Raw genomic sequence first — 22,950 nt, 5'->3', positions numbered from 1 at the left:
AGAAGAAGTTCTTCCTGGAGACGGAGACCGGCAAGCGTACGACGGTGGCCATGTTCTCCTTCATGCAGGCCGAGTTCGCCGCCGCCGCCGCGATGTGGTTCTGGAATCCCGTGGGGGCGATGGCACACCTCGCCGAGGCGCGGAGCGTCATCCAGGCGATCCTGCGTTCGGCGTTGGTCCGCTCGGCGGCGAGTAGCACGGCGATGCAGATGCTGACCATGCCGGGTTCTGCGCTGCTGGCGCAGGTGTCGATGATGACCGATGGTTTGCAGTCGGGGGTGAACTGGTCGGCGGTCGGTAAGCAGGCGGCGTACGCGGGGGCGGTGGCGTTCCTCGGCACGGTGGGCGGGCCGGCGTTGGGCAAGGCCGCTGGCGCGGTCGCCGCCGCGGTCAGCAAACTCGGCCTGTCGGACAGCACCAGAATGCTGTTGACCGATCTGCTGACGCGGCCGGTGTTGGAGACCGGCACGGAGGGGCTGTTCGGTATCGGTGCCAGCCTGATGGTCGACGGGTACTACGACACCGGCAATCTCGGTGCGGATCTTCTGTCCGGGGCGCTGTCGGGGGCGGGCGGGGCGGCCGCGAGCGGCCTCGGGCTCGTCGTGAGTCGCGCCATGAATGGGCCCCGGGTGCAGATGCCTCGCCCCGACTTCACGCCCGACGGGAAGCCGGTCATGCCGGTGGGGCCGACACCGGTTGGTGGGGACACGTCCACGGGGTACCAGGCTGGGGTCGACGATCCGACGGCTGCGGGTACCGGCGGGCAGGCCCCGCCGCCGGCAGCGCCGCCGCCGCTGCCGGCGTCGAACCTGCCCACGCCGAAGCTGCTGGACCTGCCCACGCCGCCCCTGGACCCGTCGGTGCCGTCGTGGTCGGTGCCGAGCCTGTCGGTGCCGGCTGCGCCGGTGCCGGCGTGGGTCGCGGCAGCGGGTGGGCCGGTGGTCGAGCGGTGGCGAGGGTTCCAGCAGGATCTGGTGGACCGTTACGGTGGGTTGCTGGCCGGGGTGGCTCGGGCGGGCAAGAGCATGGCCGCCCTCGCCATACCCATCGAGCGGGTTTTCGCCGGCTGGGTCGAGGCCCGGGAGGGTGATCGGGTTGTTGCGGGTTTCCTGTCCGATGTCGGTCTGCCCGCTGCCGCGCTGACCGAGGGATTTCTGACGGGTGTCCGGGAGCGGGCGGTGGCCCGGATGGCCGAGGCGTTGGCGTCCGCGGGTGGGCAGGTCCCGGCCGAGGTGTGGTCGGAGCAGGTGATCGCGGCGCTGCCGGCGGAGTTCGACCGGCAGGCGCTGCGCTCGATCGCGCACCTGGCCGTCCAACACCACATCGACCAGTACCTCGCCGCCGGCCTACCCACAGGCGCTGGCACGCCGACAGGCCCCGGCACGCCGACAGGCCCCGGCACGTCGACAGGCCCCGGCACGCCGACAGGCCCCGGCACGTCGTCGGCAGCTGGCATGGCGGGGGGCGCGGGTGCGCCGGGGGCGCTGGGGTGGCGGTGCCGTCCGCCGCTGTGCGCGCGGTGGTCGAGGGCGACGTGTGGAGCCAGGTGGACCGGAGGGTCGATGCGATCCTCGGTGCCCCCGCCGTGTTGCCGGCCGTGCTGCCCGCTGTGGTGGCCGGTCCCGACGCCGCGCGGGTCAGTGCCGTGGCGGACGCGGTCCGGCAGGTGGTCGTCGACCTGCCCGCCCGTTTCTCGGCCGCGGTCGTTCCCGGCGTCACGGAAGCGGCCGCCGGTGTGGCTGCCATCGACGTTCAGGAAAGCGGGCGTGCCGGCGCGCCGGCGGTGCCGGTGACGCCCGAGCGGCACACCGTGGCGGCGGCTGGTCTGGCGCGGGCCCAGTTCACCGCGCTGGCCCACCGGTACGGCCTGGATCCGGCCGGTCACGACATCCTCGCCGGATCGTTCCAACAGGAATGGAAGGACCGGTACCAGCAGGTCCTCGCCCAGGCCGCCGGCAGCGCCACGCCCGCCACGCCCGGCACGGCGGGGACGCCAGGCACCCCCGACGCGGTCAGCGCCGGTAGTACCGTGCCCGCTGGCGCCGCCTACCCCGCCGATGGCACGCCGATCCACCACCACGCCAGCGCCGGCGGCCGTGACAACGCCAGCGTCGGCGGCCGTGACAACGCCACCGCCAGTGACATGTCGGTGTCCAGCGATGACGTGTTCAGCAACCTCGACACCAGCGACACCATGTCGATCAGTGACGTGTCCTTGCCGGACGAGTCGCTTGGCGGGGTGCCTGGCAAGCACGGCCTCAGCGACGCGGATTCGTTCAGCGACGCGGATTCGTTCAGCGACGCGGGCTCGTGGCGGGATGTGTCGTTGCGGGACGAACCGGTCAGTGGCGGCCCCGGCAGACACGGCGAGCCGGCTGCCGCGGCGACTGGGCAGGATCTCACGCCGTTCGGGTCCGGGCAGCGGGCCGCCGACTGGGCCGCCGCGCAGCAGGCACGTCCCGGCAGCGGTGACCTGTGGTGGTGCGTGGCGGCCACTCTCGATGTGTTCCACACCGAGTACAAGCGGCTGGGCAACCGGGCGGTGTTCGACGACCGGATCATCGGGCCGGACGGCCGGCTCGCGCCCACCATGGGCTGGCCGCAACTGATGGAGATCCTCGACACGGTACCCGAGCGGGTCGCCCACCCGGACGGGGTCGCGGGAGAGGACGTGCTGGCCGCGTTGCGGGCGGCGCCGGGGTCGATGGTGGTGGTCAGGGCCGCGCCACCGAACGAACCGCAGCACGTGTTCGCCCTACACAGCCAGCCGCAGGAGTCCGGGCCGCCGAGGATCCAGGTGCGGGACCCTCTGCTGCCCGGCGCCGCCGACCGACCCGAGCCGGACGACCCGATACGTGATCCGTGGCTGCGACACCTGTTCGCATCCAGCACCCGGGTGGCCGCGTTCGACGGGGACGGTCGGCCCGCCACCATCACCGATCTCCTCGGCCAGGCCGCCCGCCACCCGCGGCCGACAACCATGACCGGCACCGACACCAGCGCGTTCCTGCTCGCCTCCACCAGCCCGCCACGCGGCCCGTCCCAGGCCATGCGGGCAGACACCACCGCCCCCGACCCTGCCGACTTCCCCCACTCCGATCCACTGGGCAGGGACGACCCGTCTGGTACTGGCCCGGCGTTCGGTGATCAGGAATTCCTGAACGTATGGGACCCGGATCTTGACGGGATGGATCTGGGTACACCACACCTCGACGCGTTGGAGCCGCCGCAGGACACTAGACAGGTCGAGTCCCCGGACGGGGTGAGCGATCCGGGTCAGTCCCAGCAAGCACCGTTGCCGGACCTTCCTGAGGGCAGCCGGTGGGTGCTCGACCAGGAGGAGGCCCGGGCGCTGTTCGCCCGGCACGCCAACCACATCGTCGCCACCATAACTCAGCGGCAGCGGGATGATCTGCGGCGGTTGTGGGACGCCCTGATCGGCAGTATGGACAACAACGGGACCATCACCGCCAGCGGGCGAGCCCTCGCCGCGGCGACAGACACACCGCAGAAGCCGGTACGTAACTGGATCGGGGTATTGCGCGACCGTGGTCTGCTGCAGCTGGTCGAGGAAAGTCGCGGTCGCGTGGCGGCGCGGTACCGGGTGAGCGATCCGGGTGAGCCCCAGCAAGCACCGTTGCCGGACCCTCCTGCGGGCAGCCAGTGGGTGCTCGACCAGGATGAGGCCCGGACGCTGTTCGCCCGGCACGCCGACCACATCGCCACCACAAAACGGCAGCGGGATGGTCTGCGGCGGTTGTGGGACGCCCTGATCCGCCTTATGGACAACAACGGGAAAATCACCGCCAGCCAGCTAGCCCTCGCCGCGGCGACAAACACACCGCGGCAGACGATGCGCGACCGGATCAAGGTATTGCTCGGCAGTGGTCTGCTGCAGCTGGTCCAGGAAAGTCACAGTAGCGTGGCGACGCAGTACAGGGTGAGCGATCCGGGTCAGCCCCAACAAGCACCGGTGCCGGGCCCTGCCCCCGAACCGGACCGCCCGCAGGGTGAGGATCTGTCCCGGCTGGACCACGGGGACACGTTGCCGATGCCCGGGCCGGCACCTGTCTCCTCGACGGACACGGGCCTGCCCGGGCCGCTGGACGACCCGGGCATCCCCACGGCATCGCCCTGGCAGGCAGGGTGGCGGGTTCCCGACATTGGTGTGCCCGACGGGAACGGTGCTGCGATACCCGCCGACTTCGGCCCGCCCATCGGCAAGCAGCTCGACGACGGCAACAGGAACCTCGACGACCCGTCTGGTACTGGCCCGGCGTCCGGTGATCAGGAATTCCTGAACGTATGGGACCCGGATCTTGACGGGATGGATCTGGGTACACCACACGTCGACGCGTGGGATCCGCCGCAGGACACTGGACAGGTCGAGTCCCCGGGCGGGGTGAGCGATCCGGGTCAGTCCCAGCAAGCACCGTTGCCGGACCTTCCTGAGGGCAGCCGGTGGGTGCTTGACCAGGATGAGGCCCGGGCGCTGTTCGCCCGGCACGCCGACCGCATCGTCACCACAGCATGGCAGCCGGATCAGCTGCCGAAGTTGTGGAACGCCCTGATCGACCGTATGGGCGCCGACGGGACCATCGCCGCCAGCGAGCGAGCCCTCGCCACGGCGACATCCACACGGCAGCAGACGGTGCATCACCGGATCGTGGCATTGCGCGGCAGTGGTCTGCTGCAGCTGGTCCAGGAAGCACACGGTGGCGTGGCGGCGCGGTACGGGGTGACCGATCCGGGTCAGCCTGGGCAAGCATCGGTGCCGGGCGCTGCCCCCGAACCGGACCGCCGCCCGCAGGGCGACCGAGATGAGGCCCGGAGGCTGTTCGACCAGCACGCCGGCCACATCAGAACGCGGCAGCGGGAACAGCTGCTGAAGTTGTGGAACGCCCTGATCGGCAGTATGGACGACGACGGGATCATCACCGCCAGCGAGCCAGCCCTCGCCGCGGCGACATCCACACCGCCGTCGACGGTGCATAACCGGATCGTGGCATTACGCAACCGTGGTCTGCTGCAGCTGGTCCAGGCGGCACACGGAGGCGGGGCGGCGCGGTACAGGGTGACCGATCCGGGTCAGCCTGGGCAGGCATCGGTGCCGGGCGCTGCCCCCGAACCGGACCGCCGCCCGCAGGGTAGTGAGGATCTGTGCTGGCTGGACCACGGGGATACGTCGCCGATGCCCGGGCCGGCACCTGCCCCGCCGGCGGGCACGGGTCTGCCCTGGCTGCCCGGGCCGCTGGATGACCCGGATGCCCCCACCGCGTCGTCCTGGCCGGCGGGGTGGACGGAACCGGGGTGGCCGGTTTCCGACATTGATGTGACCGCCCACGGTGCTGCGCTGTCCACCGACCGCGGCCAGCCGCGCATCGACGATCAGGCCGGCGAGGGCAGCGGGAACCTCGGCGACTGGGCCACCTACCAGGGGCCGGTCATGGACTGGCAGCCATCCCTCGCGCCCTCTCCAGCGGTGACCCGCACCGACGCCGGCACTGTCCACGCCGGCGACACCTCCCATCACCCGGCCGACGAGCCACCCACCACCGCCCGCTGCACCCCGACCAACCCCAACCCCAACCCCAACCCCAACCCCAACCCACTGCGGGCAGCCGGAGGGTGCGCGACCGGGATGAGGCCCGGAGGCTGTTCGACCAGCACGCCGGCCGCATCACGCGGCAGCGGGATCAGCTGCGGCGGTTGTGGAACGCTCTGATCAACCGTATGGACGGCGACGGGATCATCACCGCCAGGTGGTCAGCCCTCGCCGCGGCGACATCCACACCGCAGCCGGCGGTGCGTAACCGGATCAGGGTATTGCGCGACCGTGGTCTGCTGCAGCGGGTCCGGGAAGCACACGGTGGCGTGGCGGCGCGGTACGGGGTGACCGATCCGGGTCAGCCTGGGCAAGCATCGGTGCCGGGCGCTGCCCCCGAACCGGACCGCCGCCCGCAGGGCGACCGGGATGAGGCCCGGAGGCTGTTCGACCAGCACGCCGGCCACATCAGAACGCGGCAGCGGGAACAGCTGCTGAAGTTGTGGGACGCCCTGATCGGCAGTATGGACGACGACGGGATCATCACCGCCAACGTGCCAGCCCTCGCCGCGGCGACATCCACACCGCGGCAGACGGTGCGCGACCGGATCGGGGCATTACGCGGCAGTGGTCTGCTGCAGCTGGTCCAGGAGGCACACCGTGGCGGGGCGGCGCGGTACAGGGTGACCGATCCGGGTCAGCCTGGGCAGGCATCGGTGCCGGGCGCTGCCCCCGAACCGGACCGCCGCCCGCAGGGTAGTGAGGATCTGTCCTGGCTGGACCGCGGGGATACGTCGCCGATGCCCGGGCCGGCACCTGCCCCGCCGGCGGGCACGGGTCTGCCCTGGCTGCCCGGGCCGCTGGATGACCCGGATGCCCCCACCGCGTCGTCCTGGCCGGCGGGGTGGACGGAACCGGGTTGGCCGGTTTCCGACATTGATGTGACCGCCCACGGTGCTGCGATGTCCACCGACCGCGGCCAGCCGCGCATCGACGATCAGGCCGGCGAGGGCAGCGGGAACCTCGGCGACTGGGCCACCTGGCAGGGGAACCCAGCTCTCGATCTGTTTGATCCGCTCCCTCCGGCGGCGTGGGTCGGCCCGCCCACGGCCATGGACACGGAAACCGGCCCCGGGCCGCAACCGATGGATCCGCCCTGGGCGCAGACCCCGCCCGGCCCGACATCGTGGTCGCCGCCCAGCGGCGACCAGCACAGCCAGTTCCCAGGGACGCAGTCGTTCCCGCCCGGACCGGGCGTGCAGGATCCGGCACCTCAGTCGCCGATGCCCGGGCCGGCAGGGTGGGTTCCCGACATTGGTGTGCCCGACGGGCACGGTGCTGCGATACCCGCCAACTTCGGCCCGCCGCCCATCGACAATCAGCCCGACGACGGCCGCAGGAAGCTCGGCGACTGGGCCACCTACCAGGGGCCGGTCATGGACTGACAACCATCCCCAGCGGTGACCCGCACCGACGCCGGCACTCTCCACGCCGGCGACACCCCCCATCACCCGGCCGACGAGCCACCCACCACCGCCCCACTGCACCCCGACCAACCCCAACCCCAACCCTCTGCGGGCAGCCGGAGGGTGCGCGACCCGGATGCGGCCGAGAGGCTGTTCGAGCAGCACGCCGACCACATCGCCACCACAACACCGCAGCGGGACCGGCTGCGGCAGTTGTGGAACGCCCTGATCAACCGTATGGACGACAACGGGATCATCACCCGTATGGACGACAACGGGATCATCACCGCCAGCGAGCCAGCCCTCACCGCGGCGACATCCACACCGCAGTCGATGGTGCATCGCCGGATCGGGGTATTGCGCGACCGTGGTCTGCTGCAGCTGGTTCAGGAAGCACACGGTCGCGGGGCGGCGCGGTACGGGGTGACCGATCCGGGTCAGCCCGGCAAGCACCGTTGCCGGACCCTCCTGAGGGCAGCCAGCGACACCGGGGTCCTTCTCGTTTGGGTGGGAGCAACGTCAGTCTCGGGATCGTGCTCGTGCCCATGTGATGAACCTGTCGGTCAGGTCGGGCGGCACCGCCTGGTCGTGGAGTTGGGCGAACTGGTCGCGCGCCTCGGCCATGAGGGTGGCCAGGTAGATGAGGAGCGCGGTGCGGTTGCCCCGGTACTCGCTGAGCAGGGACAGCCGGGCCGGCTGGCAGGGCCACTCCGCACCGCAGTTCCGGCACCGCCACAGCGGGCGCATGGCGACGTGTGGGATGACGCGGGGCATCAGCGCAGCCTCAGCGCCGTCGCTCGCGCCTCGTCATCGTTCAGCGGCAGGAACCACAGGAAGCGCGTCACGATCTCGGGCGGCTCCGGGCCCTCGGGCCTGCCGCGCAGGTCTCGGATCGCCTGCCTGGTCAGGCCGACGAAGCTGGGCAGCAGGGCCCGGCGCAGGCTGGAGTCAACCGGCAGGCTCGTCCACGCGAGGCAGGGCCAAGCCTCGCCACATGCCTCGCAGACCCAGTCAGGGCCCGCCGCGCAGTGGTCTTCGAGGGTGAGCCAGGGGACCGGGCGCGGCGGCGTCGGGGCGGGGCGCGGCCCGGTGGAGCGCGGCGGCGGGTGCGGCACCCGGCGGGGCCTCACGGACGCCCCCCGTTCGCCCGCCACTCCTGGGCCCTCGTCAGCCTGCCGGCGCGGCCCGGGTCGTTGGTCGGGAAGACATCGGTCGGCTGCGTCATCCACCCCGGCAGGTGTTTCCCCCGCTCCCGCTTCGGCAGAGACGGCAGGGCCTTGGTCCGGCACCTGAACCAACGGATACGCACATCGACCTCCTCGGAAAGCTGGAAGGGCCGCCCGGCACCGGGGGGAGGCAGGGCGGCCCGGGACGGAGTCCGCCCCAGCCATCCGGCGTGGAGCAGGTCCGCATGCGTGACAGTCTGGTAAGGACAGCACTACTGTCGGAAGGGACTCGCGCTGCTCAGCGCAGGAGCGCAGCCCCCGCCCCCGGATGTGCAGAGGTGTGCAGAGATGGATCGACTGCCCATGCTGGAGCTGTTCGCCGGAGAGCTGCGCCGCCTGCGCGTGCGCGCCGGCCTCTCGCAGGAGGCGCTGGGCGAACGGATCAACTACTCAGCCTCCCTGGTCGCCGGGGTCGAGCAGTGCCGCCGGCCACCCCGCGAGGGGTTCACTCTGCGCTGCGATGATGTCCTCCAGGCGGAGGGGCTGTTGGTGCGGATTCGGGACGCCATCCTCAAGGAAAGCCTGATGCCGTGGTTCCGCGAGTGGGTGACGATCGAGCAGGAGGCCACCGGGCTGCGCAACTTCGAGCCGCTGGTGGTGCCCGGCCTACTTCAGACCGAGGCGTACGCGCGAGCTCTGAACGAGGGCGCGAGCCAGTTCGTCGGCGACGAGATGGAACAGCAGGTCGCCGCGCGACTCGCCCGGCAGGCGGTGCTCGCCCGGCCCGCGCCGCCGCAGCTCGTCGTGGTGCTCGACTACACCGTGCTGGAACGCCCGGTCGGCGGCCCGAAGGTCATGCGGGAGCAGTTGCGGCACCTGGTGGAGGTGGGCCGCCGGCCGAGGGTCCACCTGCACGTGGTGCCGAAGGGGACCGGCGCGTACCCCGGACTGAACGGTGCCTTCGTGATCGCCACCCCACCGGAGGGTGACGACCTCGCGTACCTCGACAACCAGTTGCAGGGGACGATCGTGGAGCGCACGGTGGACGTACACTCGCTGCGGCAGACCTGGGAGTCTGTGCGAGCAGAGGCGATGCCCCACGGGGCCACCCTCACGTTGATCTCGGAGGCAGCAGAGTCATGGACCTGACCGGCGCGGTCTGGCGCAAGAGCACCCGGAGCAGCGGCAACGGTGGCAACTGCGTGGAGGTGGCCGACAACCTGCCGGGCGTCGTCGGCGTCCGCGACAGCAAGGACAAGGAGGGGCCGGTGCTCACCTTCGGCCCCGCCTCCTGGAAGGCGTTCGTCGGCCTCGCCAGGCAGCACTGACCAGCGACGCGGAGAAGGCTCCCCGGCGCGAGGCTGAGGGGCCTTCTTTCCGCCTCTGCCGAGGTCATGACTTGTTAGGGTTCGGCTTCGGATGAAGCGTGGATTGGCAACGACATGAAGCAAGCAAACCGGGCGGCCGTGGTCGGCAAGCCGATCAGCCACTCCCTCTCCCCGGTGATCCACAACGCCGGCTACGCCGCCGCCGGCCTCGCCGGCTGGTCGTACACGACGATCGAGTGCGCGGAGGCGGAGCTGCCGGCCATGGTCGCCGGCCTCGGCCCCGAGTGGGCCGGGCTGTCGGTGACCATGCCCTGCAAGGAGGCCACGCTGGCGCTGGCCGCCGAGGTGTCGCCGGTCGCCGCCGCGATGGGCGCCGCGAACACCCTGGTCCACCGGCCCGACGGCTCCTGGTACGCGGACAACACCGACGCCGCCGGCATGCACGCGCTGCTAGCGGCGGCCGACGTCCGGCCGGGCGCCCGGGTGACCGTGCTCGGTGCGGGCGGCACCGCCCGGGCCGCCCTGGCCGCCGCCGCGCGCCTCGGCTCCGGGACGGTGACCGTGGTGGCCCGGCGCGCGGCGGCGCTCGACGAGCTGCGCCCGGCCGCCGACGCGCTCGGGCTGCGGCTCGCCGGCGCCGACTGGGCCGACGCGCCCGCGCACACCGACGCCGACGTGGTGGTCTCCACCGTGCCGAAGGGCGTCGCCGACCCGCTCGCCGCCGGCGCCCGCTGGCGGCCCGGGGCGGTCTACTTCGACGCGCTCTACGACCCGTGGCCGACCCCGCTCGCCGCGTCGGCCGAGGCGGCCGGCTGCCGGGTCGTCTCCGGGCTGGACCTGCTGGTCGCCCAGGCGGTCGGCCAGTTCGAGCACTTCACCGGGGTCCGCGCCCCGGTGGAGGAGATGGCGGCGGCCCTGTCGGCGGTGGTCGGCCTGCCGGTCCGCGCGGCCCGCCCGGTCGGGTAGTCCCCGCCACACCACAGCTTCAAGATCAAGCTAGATCGCGGTGTAACCGCCGTCGATGACGATGTCCTGCGCGGTCAGGTATGTCGAGGCGTCGGACGCCAGGAAGCGGACCAGCCCGGCGAGATCCTCAGGCTTGGCCATGCGGCCCTGCGGGATCCGGGCGACCCAGTCGTCGTGCAGCTCCGGCTCCCGGTCGAGGATGGCCTTCGTGAGGTCGGTGAGCACATATCCGGGCGAGATCGAGTTTACCCGGATCCCGGCGGGCGCCCACTCGACGGCCAGCGACCTGCCCAGGTGCGCGACGGCGGCCTTGGACGCGTTGTACGACGCCGCCCATTGCGGCACGTTGACGATCGAGCCCGACATGGACGCGATGAAGATCGCGCTACCGGGCATTCCGGCCGTCAGTAGTCCGTCGGCGAACGCCTGGGCCGCGAAGAACGTGCCGGTGAGGTTGACGTCGATCACCCTCCGCCACTGCTCCGCGGTGACCTTGACCGAGTCGCCGTTGATCTCGATACCGGCGGCCGTGACCAGAACGGACGGAACGCCGAGGGTCTGCCGGACGGCCCGGAACGCGTCGGCAACCCCGTCCTGATCGGTGACGTCGATCTTCTGCCCGTGCGTGGCGACCCCGTACTCGTCGGCGATGGCCTTCGCGCTCTCCTCGACGGTGTCGAGCAGGTCGAGAAGAGCGACGTTCATGCCGCCTGCCGCCAAGGTCTTGGCGAGCGTCAGGCCAATGCCGCGGGCGCCTCCGGTGAGGACCGCGGTGCGGCCCGTCAGGTTGCTGGTCATGGTGCTCTCCCTCAACTGATCTCACGTGGTGGTGGCGGGCCGGGCGCGGCGCGCCTCGTCCCAGCCGATCCTGGTGGCGGCGATGAACTGGCGCGCCGCCGCCTCGCGGTCCGGGGCCGACAGCACTCCGCTGGTGGAGCCCGTGCCGTCGGCACCGGCCGCCATGACGGCCCGGGCTGTCGCGGGCGTCGAAATGCCACCGGCATGCATGGCCAACACGGTGTGGCCGGCCCGGTGGATGGCTTCGGTCGACGCGGCGATCCAGTCGCGGCGGCCGGCCCCGCTGGTGCCGATGAGACTGGGCGGCTCGTAGAGCACGACGGTCGGCTCCAGAGCGGCAAACCGGACCGCCTCGTGCTGGGTGGCGGCACACACCACCGTTTCGAGGCCTACCTCTGCCGCGCGCCGTAGCGCCAGCTCCAGCTGCGTGCCGTCGAGCGGGTCGGCGTCGTGGTTGAGCATCACGCCCCAGGCGCCGGCATCTGCCAGCGACTCCGCCGTGACCCGGTTCATCGACGGACCGAGTCGATCGGTGTGCATGCCCTGTCCCAGCACGCGTACACCGCAGCCGAGGCCCTCGACCGGTGCGACCAGTGCGGTGGGCACAGTGAGAAGTACCGTGACGCCGTGGTCGTCGCCCGCGCGGCCGGCCGCGACCGCGACAGACTCGATCTCGCGGCGGCGGAGCAGGTTCTTCGGACCGATCTCGAAGAACGGCGGGGTCAGGGAGCCGGTCATTCCCCGATCAACTTCCGCAGGCGCTCGGCGGTCGCGGGCAGGGTCACGGCCGGGTCGCCTTCGGTCGAGCATTCGAGGTTGACCGCGCCGTCGAAGCCGATCTCGTGCAGCGCGCCGAAGATGGACTCCCAATCGAGCCGGCCGTGCCCCGGTAGCAGGCGGTTGTTGTCGCCAAGGTGGACGTGGGCGACCCGGTCGCCGGCGCGGCGGATGGCGGTGGCGGGGTCTGCCTCCTCGATCGACATGTGGAAGGTGTCCGGCAGCAGCGCGGCGTTCGGGTGGGCGACAGCGTCGAGAATCTCGAGGTTGTCGGTCACGAGGTTGAGGTACCGGCACTCGTATCGGTTGATCGGCTCCAGCAGCACGCGACCGGGCGTTCCCTCGACCACGGCCAGTACCTCGCGGTAGAAGTCGATGAACTGCTCGGTTTGGCCGGCGTCGAGCTTCTGGTAGGGATGGAAGAGGGGCAACGGGTCGCGGGCGCCGTACTCGTACTCGATCTCGGTAACCGTGCCGATCTCGGCGCAGACCGCAGCGGCCTCCAGGTACATCGCGCGGCAGCGGGCCCGGCGCTCGGCGTCCGGCGACATCGCGTTGCCGTAGATCTCGTCGATGAGCACGAACTCCACGGGCCGGACGCCGGTGCGCTGTTCCAGAGTGACGAGCTCACGGCGCACGCCGTCGTTCCATTCCGCCAACGGGTGAAACACGGCGAGGGCGTCGTAACCCCACCGCTTCAGCGACTCGGCCTTGGCGGTCAGCGACTCTCCCGGGACCATCGGGGACGAGCAGGCCAGCATCATCGTGGAGCTCCTTCCGGGTCGTTCACGAACAGGCGTCTCAGGTATTCGCCGAACAACTCGTACCGCGCGTCCCGCTCGGCGGACCGGCGCGGCTGGTAACGGACGGTCGGCGGCCGACTGAGGTGGGCTGACTCACCAATTCCGGCAATCTGCCCGGAGGCGACGAGGGCGAGCGCGGCCGCTCCGCGGCAGGTGGCCTCCCGCTCGTCCGGGACGAGCACGTCGACGCCGCACACGTCGGCCTTGAGCTGGTTCCAGAACGGGGACGACGAACCACCGCCGGTGGAGACGATCTCGCGTACGCGAGCAGGGGTGAGATAGTCCACGTTGCGGCGCAGGAGGTGGGCCACGCCCTCCTCGACGGCGTAGGCGAGGTCGATCCGGTCGTGCGCGAGGTCCAGATTGAGGAACGCCCCCCGGGCGTGGGGGAAGTGGTCAGGTGGGTTCACCCCGGTGAGGTAGGGCAGAAAGATCGGTGCGTTGCCGGCGGTACGCGCGGCGAGGCGTTCCTCCAGATCGTCGTACGACATACCGCCGAGACCCTCGCGGCGGAACCATTCGAGCGAGACGCCCCGCTGTCGACGCCGTTGAACAGGACGATGTCGCCGGGGCGCAGCCCGGCGTGGAACGACACCTTCCGCTCGGGATCGAACGACCAGCCGGCCGTGAGCATGGACAGCGACAGCACCGTTCCGGCGGACTCACTCACGGCCCCCGGCGTGTAGGAACCCGTGCCGGCCATGGCACAGAAGTGGTCGAGCGCTCCGGCGTTGACCCGGTAGGAACGGGCGGGCGGGAGGCGGTCGGCGATCTGCGGAAGTACGCGGCCGACGTCCGTCCCGGCCGGCACGATCGGGGCGAGCGACCCCGCCGGTACGGAGACGAAGTCGAGCATTTCCTCCCAGTAGCGACCGCGTCGTACGTCGTAGAGGTAGGTGAATCCTCGCGTCGTCACCTCGCCCACCGCGGTTCCCGTGAAGCGGCGGAGCAGGTCGTCCTTGACCATGAGGACGGCCGCCGTCCGGTCGAGCGTCCGTGGTTCGTTCTTGGCGAGCCAGCGCAGCTTGGCCGCCGGCCAGGTCGCCGACGGGCCGGGCTCGCCGGTGACCGCGAAGGCATTCTCGACGCCGAAGCGCTCGCCCAGCTCGCCGGCTTCGGCGGTGGCACGGTTGTCCAGCCACGAGAGCGCTGGTCGCACGGGATCGCCCCGCCGGTCGTTGAGCACCAACGACTCTGCCTGGCCGGTCAGGGCGATCATCGCGTCATGGCGGGCGGCGTCCCCGATCGATCCGGCACACCGGGCAATCAGCTCAATGACGAGGTCGAAGACTCCCTCGGGACGGAACTCGACGCGGTCGCCCGTGCGCTGGTACACCGCGGGCGCGGCGGCGACGGCCAGCCGGCGGAGGCACTCGTCGAAGACGACGACCTTGATGTTGGTGGTACCGACGTCCACCGCGTAAGCGAGCATGGTCAGGCGCCGAGCACCTGGAAGTGAACGGTCCGGGTCCGGGCACGGACGGCGTCGAGGTCGCCGAAGTAGACTCGGCCGAACTCTCCGAGCAGTAGCGTGCCGTCGACGAGCGGAATGCTTTCCGAACGGCCCAAAATCGAAGAGATAATGTGCCCGTCGGTGTTCAGGCCCCATTCCGGAAGCTCGTCGCGCAATTTGGCGGCATTGCGGATGTGGATCGGGCCAGGATGCAGGTACTGTCCCTCGTGCCGGGTCGGGGGCGCGATCTTGGCGAAGACGTTGAGGGTGTCCTGCAGCAGTAGCTGGGTGCCGTAGTACGTGACGTCCTCGGACTCCTCCTGGAGCAGGACGCAGCAGCTCGTGTGGGCCGAGTAGGCGATGGCGAGCCCGTCACGTACACCGGTGCCGGCGACGAACTCCTCCAGCTGGGCGGTCACGTCGTAGAACTCCTGCCGAGCCGGGGTCTCGATCGTGACGGACGTGTAGTAGGCGGACATCGGCTACCTTTCGTTGGCCGGATGATTCGGCGAGATCAGGATGCGACGAGAGCTCTTGCAGCGGAAGGGAAAAATTGCGATGATCTGATAAGCGGCGCCTATCACGAACCCTGGGAGGTGTGATGAACCATGGCGTGAGCCTTCGCTTGCTGAAATACTTCGATGCCCTTGCCGACACACTCAATTACCATAAAGCGGCCGAACGGCTCTTCATTTCCCAGCCGGCCCTGTCGGCGGCGATTCGACAACTCGAGGGCCACATCGGTGGCCGGCTGTTCGAGCGGGACACACACTCGGTCGCGCTCACCGTGCTCGGTCAGGAGTGGCTGCCCCACGTCCGGAGGGCGCTGCACGAGGTCGAAGCGGCGTTCGACGTCGTCGAAAATCTCGTCGGCAGCGCCCAGATCCGGGTCGGTTACCTGACCGGCATGGGCGCCGACCTGCTGTTCGAGTTGCTTGACGGGGTGGAGACAAGCCTGCCCGAGCTGTCCCTGGAGACCACCGAGTACGACTTCTCAGACCCGACCGTAGGCCTCCGGTCGGGCGCGTGCGACATCGCGCTCCTGCGGCTCCCGGTGGACGTCCCCGATCTCGAGTCGGTGGTCGTCGCCAAGGAGTCCTGGGTCGCCTGCCTACCGCGTACGCATCGCTTCGCCGACCGCACCCAGCTGCACATCGGCGAGCTGCTGGACGAACCGATCGTCGTCGCCCCCCAGTCGGCCGGTGTCTGGCGCGACTACTGGATGGCTAGCGACGTCCGAAACGGCAGACCGGCGAACATCGCCGCGGAGGCGGCCACCTACGAGGTCGAGACGACGATGGTCGCCCGCGGTGTCGGGATCAGCTTCACGACGTCCTCGCTCACGCGTCTCTACGATCGGCCGGGGATCAGGTTCGTCCCCATCGTCGACCGACCGGCTAGCTTGACAGCCGTCGCCTGGCGCCCGAACCGCCTGTCGGCCGGCGGGCGACAGGTGGTGCGGTACATGCTCAGACGCGTCCCCCGCACGAGCCAGCGGCGGTCATAACCCCTGGTTACCGGTAGATAGAAGCTCCGTCCTTCCGGTCCGGCCACTGCCGGAGATTCACTGCTGACACCCCTCGGCCGTGCGGGCCCGAGGTCGTCAGCAAAGGGAGTGCGGCATGACCGACCAGGCGACAGGACCCAGACTTGACCTCGCTCCACCGCCGCGCGTCGTCGGCGAGGACGAGGACGCCCGGCTTGCCGAGTTCGGGTACGAGCAGAAGCTCGACCGCTCGGTCGGCAAGATCGCCTCATTCGCCATCGGCTTCTCGACGATCAGCGCGACCACCGCCGTCTTCACCGGGTTCGGCGCCGGCTATTTCAATGCCGGGTCCCCGTTCATCTGGACCCTCTTCCTGGCGATCCCGGTGTTCCTGCTGTGGACCCTGATCGCCGCCGACATGGCCGCCAAGATCCCCCTGGCCGGGTACGCCTACCAGTGGACGAGCCGGCTCAACGGCTCCAGCTACGGCTGGTTCACCGGGTGCGCGGCGCTCATCGGCTGGGTCAGCGGAATGACGAGCCTGGGTTACATCTTCGCCGGCTATCTGGGCAGCCTCCTGGGGTGGGACCTCACCCAGGCCGAACAGATCTTCATCGCCGTCGGCGTGGTCAGCATATGCGTACTAATCAATGCCTACCGGTTGCGTCTGGCCACGTTCCTCAACAACATCGGCGTCGGCCTCGAGCTGGTCATCACCATCGCCGTCACGCTCATCGTGGCGGTGGTGGCGTTCGCCGTCCACGACGACGCCCAGCCGATCAGCTCGCTGTTCCAAGGTACGACGCCCGACGGCCAGACGCAGTCGTACTTCATCGCCTGGCTGACCGCGTCGCTGGGACCGTTCTTCGGCCTGGTCGGCGTCGAAGCGGTCGCCGACGTGGCCGAGGAAACCAAGGGTGCGCGTCGGGTCATTCCCCGCACGATGTTCTACGCGTTCGCGAGCTCGTGCGTCATCGAATTCCTCATGTACTTCGTGTACGTCCTCGCCATCAGGAACCCGAGTGAACTCACCGACTCGTCCGCCCCGATCGAGGTGATCATCACCCAGCAGCTGGGTCCGGTGTTCTCGCGCATCACCGTGGCGGTCGCACTGACGAACATCCTCGTCTGCCTGCTCGCCAACGTCCTGGTGGCGACGCGGCTGCTGTACTCCCTCTCGCGCGACAACATGATGCCGTTCTCCCGTGCCCTCCGGCACGTCTCGCCGGCCCGCAAGACGCCGTCCACCGCCGTCGTCAGCCTCGGTGTGGTCTCGGTGCTCATGCTGCTGTCCGCCCTGGTCAACGCGCGTGCATTCAACTACTTCCTGGGAATCGCCACGCTCGCGTTCTTCACCACCTACGTCCTGCAGACCGTCGGACTGCTCGTCGCGAGTCGGCAGGGACGAGTTCCCGCGGCGGAGCCCGGAACCTACGACCTGGGGAAAGCGCGGACCCCGGTGCTGGTGATCAGCCTGGTGGTCTTCCTCGTGGTCGAGGCCGCCCTGCTGTTCCTGCCTGCGTTTGCCGGGAACGGCATCGTGTTCGCCGGCATCCTCGGACTCCCGCTGCTCTGGTGGCTGCTGGTCCTCCGGCGCAGGTTGAAGGCCGGCGCGGCGGGAACGCGATACGCCCAGCAACACCCGGAGGAAAATCAGTCCGCGGGACTACGCGTCTGAACGTTCTGGCGACGGTCCTTGGGGACGGGCGGATCATGCCCGGCGGGGCCTTCGCTGACTGGCCGGGCAGGCAGATTGCGAAGCTGGGCCGGCAACTGCGAGACAGAGCGCTAGACATGCGTCATGGCTGTCAGGCTCTTTCTTGTGCAATCACCCAATATTGGCCGATTGGTCGCTGCACGACACCGGGCCGCGGCTCCCAGCGGCAACCTCCGCCGCCACACGCTCTGACCGAAATTCGACAGATGGGACGACTTCCTGACGGGTAGGTGCCAACCTGGCTCTTGGTCCACACGCGCCTATCTATGGAGGTTGTGTAGAAATGCGACGCACTGTCACAGGCCTGTCCGCAGTGGCGTTGTCCACCGCGGTCCTGGCTGCGCCCGCCAGCGCCGCTCCAGCCGGTGGCCAAAACTCGCCCGAGCTCGGCCCGCTGGCCTGCACCCAGCCCAGCTGGACGTCCCATCCGCAGGGGGGCGGGTTCACCACCGATGGCACCAACATCCGTATCGGCCCGACCACCGAGTGCACCTCGGTCGGGCTGGGCTATCGCAGCCACAGCGTCACCTATCACTGCTGGCGCTCGGGTGCGGGTGGCACCTGGACGCACCTGCGGGACAACACCACCGGCGCGCAGGGCTGGGTCAAGGACTCCCTGCTGGTCAACAACGGCAGTAGCTACGCCTGCTGAGTAGCGGAGCCCTGGTGCCCCCGCATGAAGACGCGGGGGCACCAGGGCTCCGTCGTCCCGACCCCCACCCCCGCCGCCGAGCCGGGGACCGTCGTCGTCGCCGAGGACTTCACCGCCGGTACGCTGCCCGCCGGCTGGCGCGCGATCGACGGCGAGTGGACGGTGCGCGACGGCCGGCTGCACGGCACGGCCACCAGCGGCACCAGGAAGATCACCTTCGGCCGGCACCTCACCGACTTCCGGTTCGAGGCGACGGTGCGGTTCGAGTCCGTCGCCGAGCCGACCCGCTGGACGGCGCTGACGCGAGGGGGTGCGGGCCGTCCGGCGGCGGCCCGTACCCCCCGCCGCGTCCCGGCGTCCGCTTCGCGGGACGCGGCGGGCGGTGCGCCGGGACGTGACGCGGTCGTGACAGACTTGCCGACGTGTTGCGCTGGCTGACTGCAGGTGAATCGCATGGTCCCGCCCTGGTCGCGATGCTGGAGGGCGTACCCGCCGGGATCGAGGTGACCAGCGGCGAGATCGCCGACGAGTTGGCCCGCCGCCGGCTCGGCTACGGCCGGGGCGCGCGGATGTCGTTCGAGCGGGACGAGGTCGAGATCATCGGCGGGCTCCGGCACGGGCTGACCCTGGGCAGCCCCGTCGCCATCCGCGTCGGCAACTCGGAGTGGCCGAAGTGGCAGGCCGTGATGGCCGCCGACCCGGTGGACCCGGAGGAGCTGGCCCGGCAGGCCCGCAACGCGCCGCTGACCCGCCCGCGCCCGGGCCACGCCGACCTGGCCGGCATGCAGAAGTACGGCCACACCGACGCCCGGCCGATCCTGGAGCGGGCCAGCGCGCGGGAGACCGCCGCCCGGGTCGCCGTCGGCACGGTGGCGAAGGCCCTCGTCCGGCAGGCGCTCGGCATCGAGATCGTCTCGCACGTGGTGGAGCTGGGCCCGATCGCCGTGAAGCCGGGGCTGCGCCCGACGCCGGAGGACGCCGAGCGGATCGACGCCGACCCGCTGCGCTGCCTCGACCCGGACGCCAGCGCCCGGATGGTCGCCGAGGTCGACGCCGCGAAGAAGGCCGCCGACACGCTCGGCGGGGTGGTCGAGGTGCTGGCGTACGGGGTGCCGCCGGGCCTGGGCAGCCACGTCCAGTGGGACCGCAAGCTCGACGCCCGGCTCGCCGCCGCGCTCATGTCGATCCAGGCGATCAAGGGCGTGGAGATCGGCGACGGCTGGCAGCAGGCCCGGTCGCGCGGCTCGGAGGCGCACGACGAGATCGTGCCGACCGCCACCGGGGTGCGCCGGGTGACCGACCGGGCCGGCGGCCTGGAGGGCGGCATCACCACCGGCGAGCCGCTGCGGGTGAAGGCCGCGATGAAGCCGATCTCCTCGCTGAACCGGGCGCTGGCCACCGTCGACGTCACCACGGGAGAGCCGGCGACGGCGATCAACCAGCGCTCCGACGTCTGCGCCGTGCCGGCCGCCGCCGTGGTCGCCGAGGCGATGGTGGCCCTGGTGCTCGCCGAGGCCGCCACGGAGAAGTTCGGCGGCGACTCGGTGACCGAGATGCGCCGCAACCTGACGGGCTACCTCGACTCCCTGGTCATCAGATGAGTCGGCCGGTGTGCGTCCTGGTGGGGTCGCCGGGGTCCGGCAAGACGACCGTCGGCGAGGCGCTGGCCGCGCTGCTCGGCGTGGAGTTCCGGGACACCGACCAGGACATCGAGCGGCTGGCCGGCAAGCCGATCCCGGAGATCTTCGTCGACGAGGGCGAGGCGCACTTCCGTACGCTCGAACGGGCCGCCACGGCCGCGGCGCTGGCCTCCTGCGCCGGCGTGCTCGCCCTCGGCGGCGGCGCCGTGCTCGCCGAGGAGAACCGGGCCGCCCTGGTCGGGCACACCGTGGTGCACCTGAGTGTCGAGCTGCCCGACGCGGTGAAGCGGGTCGGGCTGGGCAGCGGCCGGCCGCTGCTGGCGCTCAACCCGCGGGCGACGCTGAGGCACCTGATGGACCAGCGCCGACCGCTCTACGCCGAGGTGGCGACCGTGACCGTGGTCACCGACGGGCGGACGCCGGAGGAGATCGCCGCCGAGATCGTCGCCCTGCTCAAGCCCTGATCGCCCGGCAGCCAACCACCCTGTGGACAGGCGGGCGTCTGGGGGCGGTCGCTGGGCTAGGGTGGCGGGCGATGGACGAGGTGACTACCCGCATTCCCGTCGACGGCGAGCGGCCGTACGACGTGCTCGTGGGACGCGATCTGCTCGACGCCCTCCCGTCGTTGCTGCCCGGCGCGGCCCGGGTGGCGGTGCTGCACGCGCCGCCGCTCAAGGCGCTGGCCGACGCGATCGGCGCCCGGCTGGCCGCCGCCGGGATGGCGCCGCTGCCGATCGAGGTGCCGGACGCGGAGGCGGGCAAGGCGATCGAGGTGGCGGCCGCGTGCTGGGACCGGCTCGGCGAGGCCGGGTTCACCCGGACCGACGCCGTCGTCGGGGTGGGCGGGGGAGCGGTCACCGACCTGGCCGGCTTCGTCGCGGCCTGCTGGCTGCGCGGGGTGCGCTGGGTGCCGGTGGCGACCTCGCTGCTCGGCATGGTCGACGCGGCGGTCGGCGGCAAGACCGGGATCAACACCGCGGCCGGGAAGAACCTGGTCGGCGGCTTCCATCCGCCGGCCGGGGTGCTCTGCGACCTCACGGTGCTGGACAGCCTCCCGCCGGCCGACCTGGCCGCCGGGCTCGCCGAGGTCGTCAAGTGCGGGTTCATCGCCGATCCGGTGATCCTCGACCTGGTGGAGCGGGACCCGGCGGCGGCCACCGACCCGCGGGGCCCGCTGGTCCGGGAGCTGGTCGAGCGGGCGATCCGGGTCAAGGCGGACGTGGTCTCCGGCGATCTGCGCGAGTCCGGGGTGCGCGAGGTGCTCAACTACGGCCACACCCTGGCCCACGCGATCGAGAAGGTGGAGGGTTACCGCTGGCGGCACGGGCACGCGGTGGCCGTCGGCATGGTCTACGCCGGGACGCTGGCCCGGCTGGCCGGCCGGCTGGACGCGGCCACGGCCGAGCGGCACCGCGGCGTGCTGGCGGCGCTCGGGCTGCCCACGAGCTACCGGGCCGACGCCTGGCCGGCGCTGCTGGCCACGATGCGGGTGGACAAGAAGACGCGCGGCTCGAAGCTGCGGTTCGTGGTGCTGGACGGCCTCGCCCGCCCGACGATCCTGGAAGGCCCCGACGAGGAGTTGCTGCACCGGGCCTACCGGGAGGTGGCCTCGTGAGGGTGTACGTGCTGAACGGGGTCAACCTCGGCCGGCTGGGCACCCGGCAGGTCGACGTCTACGGGCTGACCAGCTACGCCGACCTGGTGACCATGTGCGTGGAGACCGGCCGCGAGCTGGGTCTGGACGTGCTGGTCCGGCAGACCGACGCCGAGCACGAGCTGGTGGGCTGGCTGCACGCGGCGGCCGACGAGCGGGCGGCGGTGGTGCTCAACCCGGCCGCCTGGTCGCACTACTCGATCGCCCTGCGGGACGCCTGCGCGCTGCTGCGCGGCCCGCTGGTCGAGGTGCACATCTCCAACATCCACGCCCGCGAGGAGTTCCGGCACCACTCGGTGGTCTCCGCGGTGGCGACCGGGGTGATCTGCGGGCTGGGCGTCGACGGGTACCGGCTCGCCCTGCACCACCTGGCCCGACGCCTGAGCGCGGAAACCGCCGCCGCGGGCAGCTAGTAGACTTGCCAGGTCTGTCCGCCAAATTCATGATCAAGGCAGGAAATGGCCACCACCAACGACCTGAAGAACGGCCTGGTACTCAACCTCGACGGGGAGCTGTGGGCCGTCGTCGAGTTCCAGCACGTCAAGCCCGGTAAGGGTGGCGCCTTCGTGCGTACCACGCTGAAGAACGTGCTGTCCGGCAAGGTGGTCGACAAGACCTTCAATGCGGGCACCAAGGTCGACACCGCGACCGTCGACAAGCGCACCATGCAGTACCTGTACGCCGACGGCGAGGACTACGTCTTCATGGACCTGGAGACGTTCGACCAGATCACCGTGCCCGGCGGCACCGTCGGCGAGGCGGCCAACTACCTCCTGCCCGAGGCGGAGGCGATCGTCGCCACCCACGAGGGCGTGCCGCTGTACATCGAGCTGCCGACCTCCGTCGTGCTGGAGGTCACCTACACCGAGCCGGGCCTACAGGGCGACCGCTCCACCGGCGGCAACAAGCCGGCCACCGTCGAGACCGGCGCGACCGTGCAGGTGCCGCTCTTCATCACGACGGGCGAGAAGATCAAGGTCGACACCCGCGACGGCCGTTACCTCGGCCGCGCCTGATGGCCGAGGGTCCGAAGCAGCAGATGCCCGCGCGCCGCAAGGCGCGCAAGCGGGCGCTGGACGTGCTGTTCGAGGCCGACCTGCGCAACCGGCCCCCGGTGGAGGTGCTGGCCAGCTACCTGGAGCGGATCGAGAAGCCCCACCCGGAGCACCTCGGGTACGCGGTCGGCCTCGTCGAGGGGGTGGCCGCGCACCTGGACCGGATCGACGAGTTGATTGCCAGCTACGCCGAGGGCTGGACGCTGGACCGGATGCCGGTGGTCGACCGCAACCTGGCCCGCATCGCGGTCTACGAGCTGCTGTACGTCGACGAGATCGACGACGCCGTGGCGATCAGCGAGGCGGTCGAGCTGGCCCGGCAGATGTCGACCGACGACTCGCCGCGCTTCCTCAACGGCGTGCTCGGGCGGATCGCCGAGTACGCGACCCGCTGAGGAACCCGACGCCACCCGGCAAACGCACAACGACGCAGGCCCGCAGCCG

Annotated in this window: 23 protein-coding genes; 15 read left to right on the top strand and 8 right to left on the bottom strand. The window is 70.9% G+C overall.

The window, feature by feature from the left end; genetic code table 11:
• Positions 1-1,495 precede the first annotated feature (1,495 nt).
• Together JD77_RS32630 and JD77_RS31085 are read left to right on the top strand one after the other, a co-directional pair.
• The gene (locus JD77_RS32630; RefSeq protein ID WP_170286615.1) at positions 1,496-5,725 is read left to right on the top strand and encodes a hypothetical protein; all 4,230 of its coding nucleotides are present in this window, start codon (positions 1,496-1,498) and stop codon (positions 5,723-5,725) included.
• A complete protein-coding gene (locus JD77_RS31085; protein ID WP_145777330.1) occupies positions 5,629-6,990 on the top strand; it encodes a helix-turn-helix domain-containing protein in 1,362 nt (453 codons plus the stop codon). Before JD77_RS32630 ends, JD77_RS31085 begins: the two co-directional genes overlap by 97 nt.
• 540 nt (positions 6,991-7,530) lie before the next feature.
• On the opposite strand, the gene JD77_RS31080 is transcribed toward JD77_RS31085, so the two are convergent.
• On the bottom strand, positions 7,531-7,785 hold the full coding sequence (locus JD77_RS31080; RefSeq protein ID WP_145777329.1) for a flavin reductase: 255 nt from the start codon (positions 7,783-7,785) through the stop codon (positions 7,531-7,533).
• Positions 7,785-8,141, bottom strand: coding sequence for a hypothetical protein (locus JD77_RS31075; RefSeq protein ID WP_246141164.1), 357 nt, complete (start codon positions 8,139-8,141; stop codon positions 7,785-7,787). The genes JD77_RS31080 and JD77_RS31075 overlap by 1 nt, the downstream gene beginning before the upstream one ends.
• Before the next feature lie 384 nt (positions 8,142-8,525).
• On the opposite strand from JD77_RS31075, the gene JD77_RS31065 reads away from it, so the two are divergent.
• The 3 genes from JD77_RS31065 to JD77_RS31055 all read left to right on the top strand — a co-directional run bounded on the left by JD77_RS31065 (position 8,526) and on the right by JD77_RS31055 (position 10,471).
• Positions 8,526-9,326 carry a helix-turn-helix domain-containing protein gene (locus JD77_RS31065; RefSeq protein WP_145777326.1) on the top strand — a complete coding sequence of 267 codons (801 nt, stop codon included), beginning with the start codon at positions 8,526-8,528 and terminating at the stop codon, positions 9,324-9,326.
• A complete protein-coding gene (locus JD77_RS31060) occupies positions 9,317-9,505 on the top strand; it encodes a DUF397 domain-containing protein (protein WP_145777325.1) in 189 nt (62 codons plus the stop codon). The genes JD77_RS31065 and JD77_RS31060 overlap by 10 nt, the downstream gene beginning before the upstream one ends.
• A gap of 114 nt (positions 9,506-9,619) precedes the next feature.
• Complete coding sequence (locus JD77_RS31055) at positions 9,620-10,471, top strand: shikimate dehydrogenase (protein ID WP_145777324.1); 852 nt, start codon at positions 9,620-9,622, stop codon at positions 10,469-10,471.
• A gap of 30 nt (positions 10,472-10,501) precedes the next feature.
• Here the strand turns inward: JD77_RS31055 and JD77_RS31050 are convergent, their stop codons facing one another.
• From JD77_RS31050 to JD77_RS31025, 6 genes are read right to left on the bottom strand one after another with little or no spacing between them, the layout of a single operon-like run.
• Positions 10,502-11,269, bottom strand: coding sequence for an SDR family oxidoreductase (locus tag JD77_RS31050; RefSeq protein ID WP_145777323.1), 768 nt, complete (start codon positions 11,267-11,269; stop codon positions 10,502-10,504).
• A gap of 21 nt (positions 11,270-11,290) precedes the next feature.
• Entirely contained in the window at positions 11,291-12,007 is a 717-nt protein-coding gene (locus JD77_RS31045) for a triose-phosphate isomerase (protein WP_211372758.1), read from the bottom strand.
• Positions 12,004-12,810: a sugar phosphate isomerase/epimerase family protein gene (locus JD77_RS31040; protein WP_145777321.1), complete on the bottom strand. Its 807-nt coding sequence runs from the start codon at positions 12,808-12,810 to the stop codon at positions 12,004-12,006. Before JD77_RS31040 ends, JD77_RS31045 begins: the two co-directional genes overlap by 4 nt.
• Positions 12,807-13,340 carry an FGGY-family carbohydrate kinase gene (locus tag JD77_RS31035; RefSeq protein ID WP_145777320.1) on the bottom strand — a complete coding sequence of 178 codons (534 nt, stop codon included), beginning with the start codon at positions 13,338-13,340 and terminating at the stop codon, positions 12,807-12,809. Before JD77_RS31035 ends, JD77_RS31040 begins: the two co-directional genes overlap by 4 nt.
• Positions 13,256-14,266 carry an FGGY family carbohydrate kinase gene (locus tag JD77_RS31030; protein ID WP_211372757.1) on the bottom strand — a complete coding sequence of 337 codons (1,011 nt, stop codon included), beginning with the start codon at positions 14,264-14,266 and terminating at the stop codon, positions 13,256-13,258. Before JD77_RS31030 ends, JD77_RS31035 begins: the two co-directional genes overlap by 85 nt.
• A gap of 17 nt (positions 14,267-14,283) precedes the next feature.
• Positions 14,284-14,781 carry a YjbQ family protein gene (locus JD77_RS31025; RefSeq protein ID WP_091463233.1) on the bottom strand — a complete coding sequence of 166 codons (498 nt, stop codon included), beginning with the start codon at positions 14,779-14,781 and terminating at the stop codon, positions 14,284-14,286.
• A gap of 122 nt (positions 14,782-14,903) precedes the next feature.
• On the opposite strand from JD77_RS31025, the gene JD77_RS31020 reads away from it, so the two are divergent.
• From JD77_RS31020 to nusB, 10 genes are all read left to right on the top strand, one after another.
• On the top strand, positions 14,904-15,809 hold the full coding sequence (locus JD77_RS31020) for a LysR family transcriptional regulator (protein ID WP_211372756.1): 906 nt from the start codon (positions 14,904-14,906) through the stop codon (positions 15,807-15,809).
• Between the two features lie 115 nt (positions 15,810-15,924).
• Positions 15,925-17,466, top strand: a complete 1,542-nt coding sequence (locus JD77_RS31015) for an APC family permease (RefSeq protein WP_145777318.1) — start codon at positions 15,925-15,927, stop codon at positions 17,464-17,466.
• Between the two features lie 322 nt (positions 17,467-17,788).
• Positions 17,789-18,157 (top strand): hypothetical protein, encoded by a 369-nt coding sequence (locus JD77_RS31010; RefSeq protein ID WP_170286614.1) that lies wholly within the window; start codon positions 17,789-17,791, stop codon positions 18,155-18,157.
• Positions 18,158-18,181: 24 nt separating this feature from the next.
• Complete coding sequence (locus JD77_RS34550) at positions 18,182-18,595, top strand: hypothetical protein (RefSeq protein ID WP_246141162.1); 414 nt, start codon at positions 18,182-18,184, stop codon at positions 18,593-18,595.
• Positions 18,580-19,758 (top strand): chorismate synthase, encoded by a 1,179-nt coding sequence (aroC, locus tag JD77_RS31000; RefSeq protein WP_145777316.1) that lies wholly within the window; start codon positions 18,580-18,582, stop codon positions 19,756-19,758. Before JD77_RS34550 ends, aroC begins: the two co-directional genes overlap by 16 nt.
• The gene (locus JD77_RS30995; protein WP_145777315.1) at positions 19,755-20,261 is read left to right on the top strand and encodes a shikimate kinase; all 507 of its coding nucleotides are present in this window, start codon (positions 19,755-19,757) and stop codon (positions 20,259-20,261) included. The genes aroC and JD77_RS30995 overlap by 4 nt, the downstream gene beginning before the upstream one ends.
• A gap of 71 nt (positions 20,262-20,332) precedes the next feature.
• Complete coding sequence (gene aroB, locus JD77_RS30990; RefSeq protein WP_145777314.1) at positions 20,333-21,412, top strand: 3-dehydroquinate synthase; 1,080 nt, start codon at positions 20,333-20,335, stop codon at positions 21,410-21,412.
• Positions 21,409-21,864, top strand: a complete 456-nt coding sequence (gene aroQ / locus JD77_RS30985) for a type II 3-dehydroquinate dehydratase (protein ID WP_145777313.1) — start codon at positions 21,409-21,411, stop codon at positions 21,862-21,864. Before aroB ends, aroQ begins: the two co-directional genes overlap by 4 nt.
• A gap of 45 nt (positions 21,865-21,909) precedes the next feature.
• Positions 21,910-22,467 carry an elongation factor P gene (gene efp, locus JD77_RS30980; RefSeq protein ID WP_145777312.1) on the top strand — a complete coding sequence of 186 codons (558 nt, stop codon included), beginning with the start codon at positions 21,910-21,912 and terminating at the stop codon, positions 22,465-22,467.
• A gap of 23 nt (positions 22,468-22,490) precedes the next feature.
• Entirely contained in the window at positions 22,491-22,901 is a 411-nt protein-coding gene (gene nusB, locus JD77_RS30975) for a transcription antitermination factor NusB (RefSeq protein WP_211372883.1), read from the top strand.
• Positions 22,902-22,950 lie beyond the last annotated feature (49 nt).

This window comes from Micromonospora olivasterospora (assembly GCF_007830265.1).
In the GTDB taxonomy this organism is placed as follows: domain Bacteria; phylum Actinomycetota; class Actinomycetes; order Mycobacteriales; family Micromonosporaceae; genus Micromonospora; species Micromonospora olivasterospora.
The sequence above is the reverse complement of the archived record's forward strand: the minus strand, read 5'-3'. Positions and strand labels throughout refer to the sequence as shown.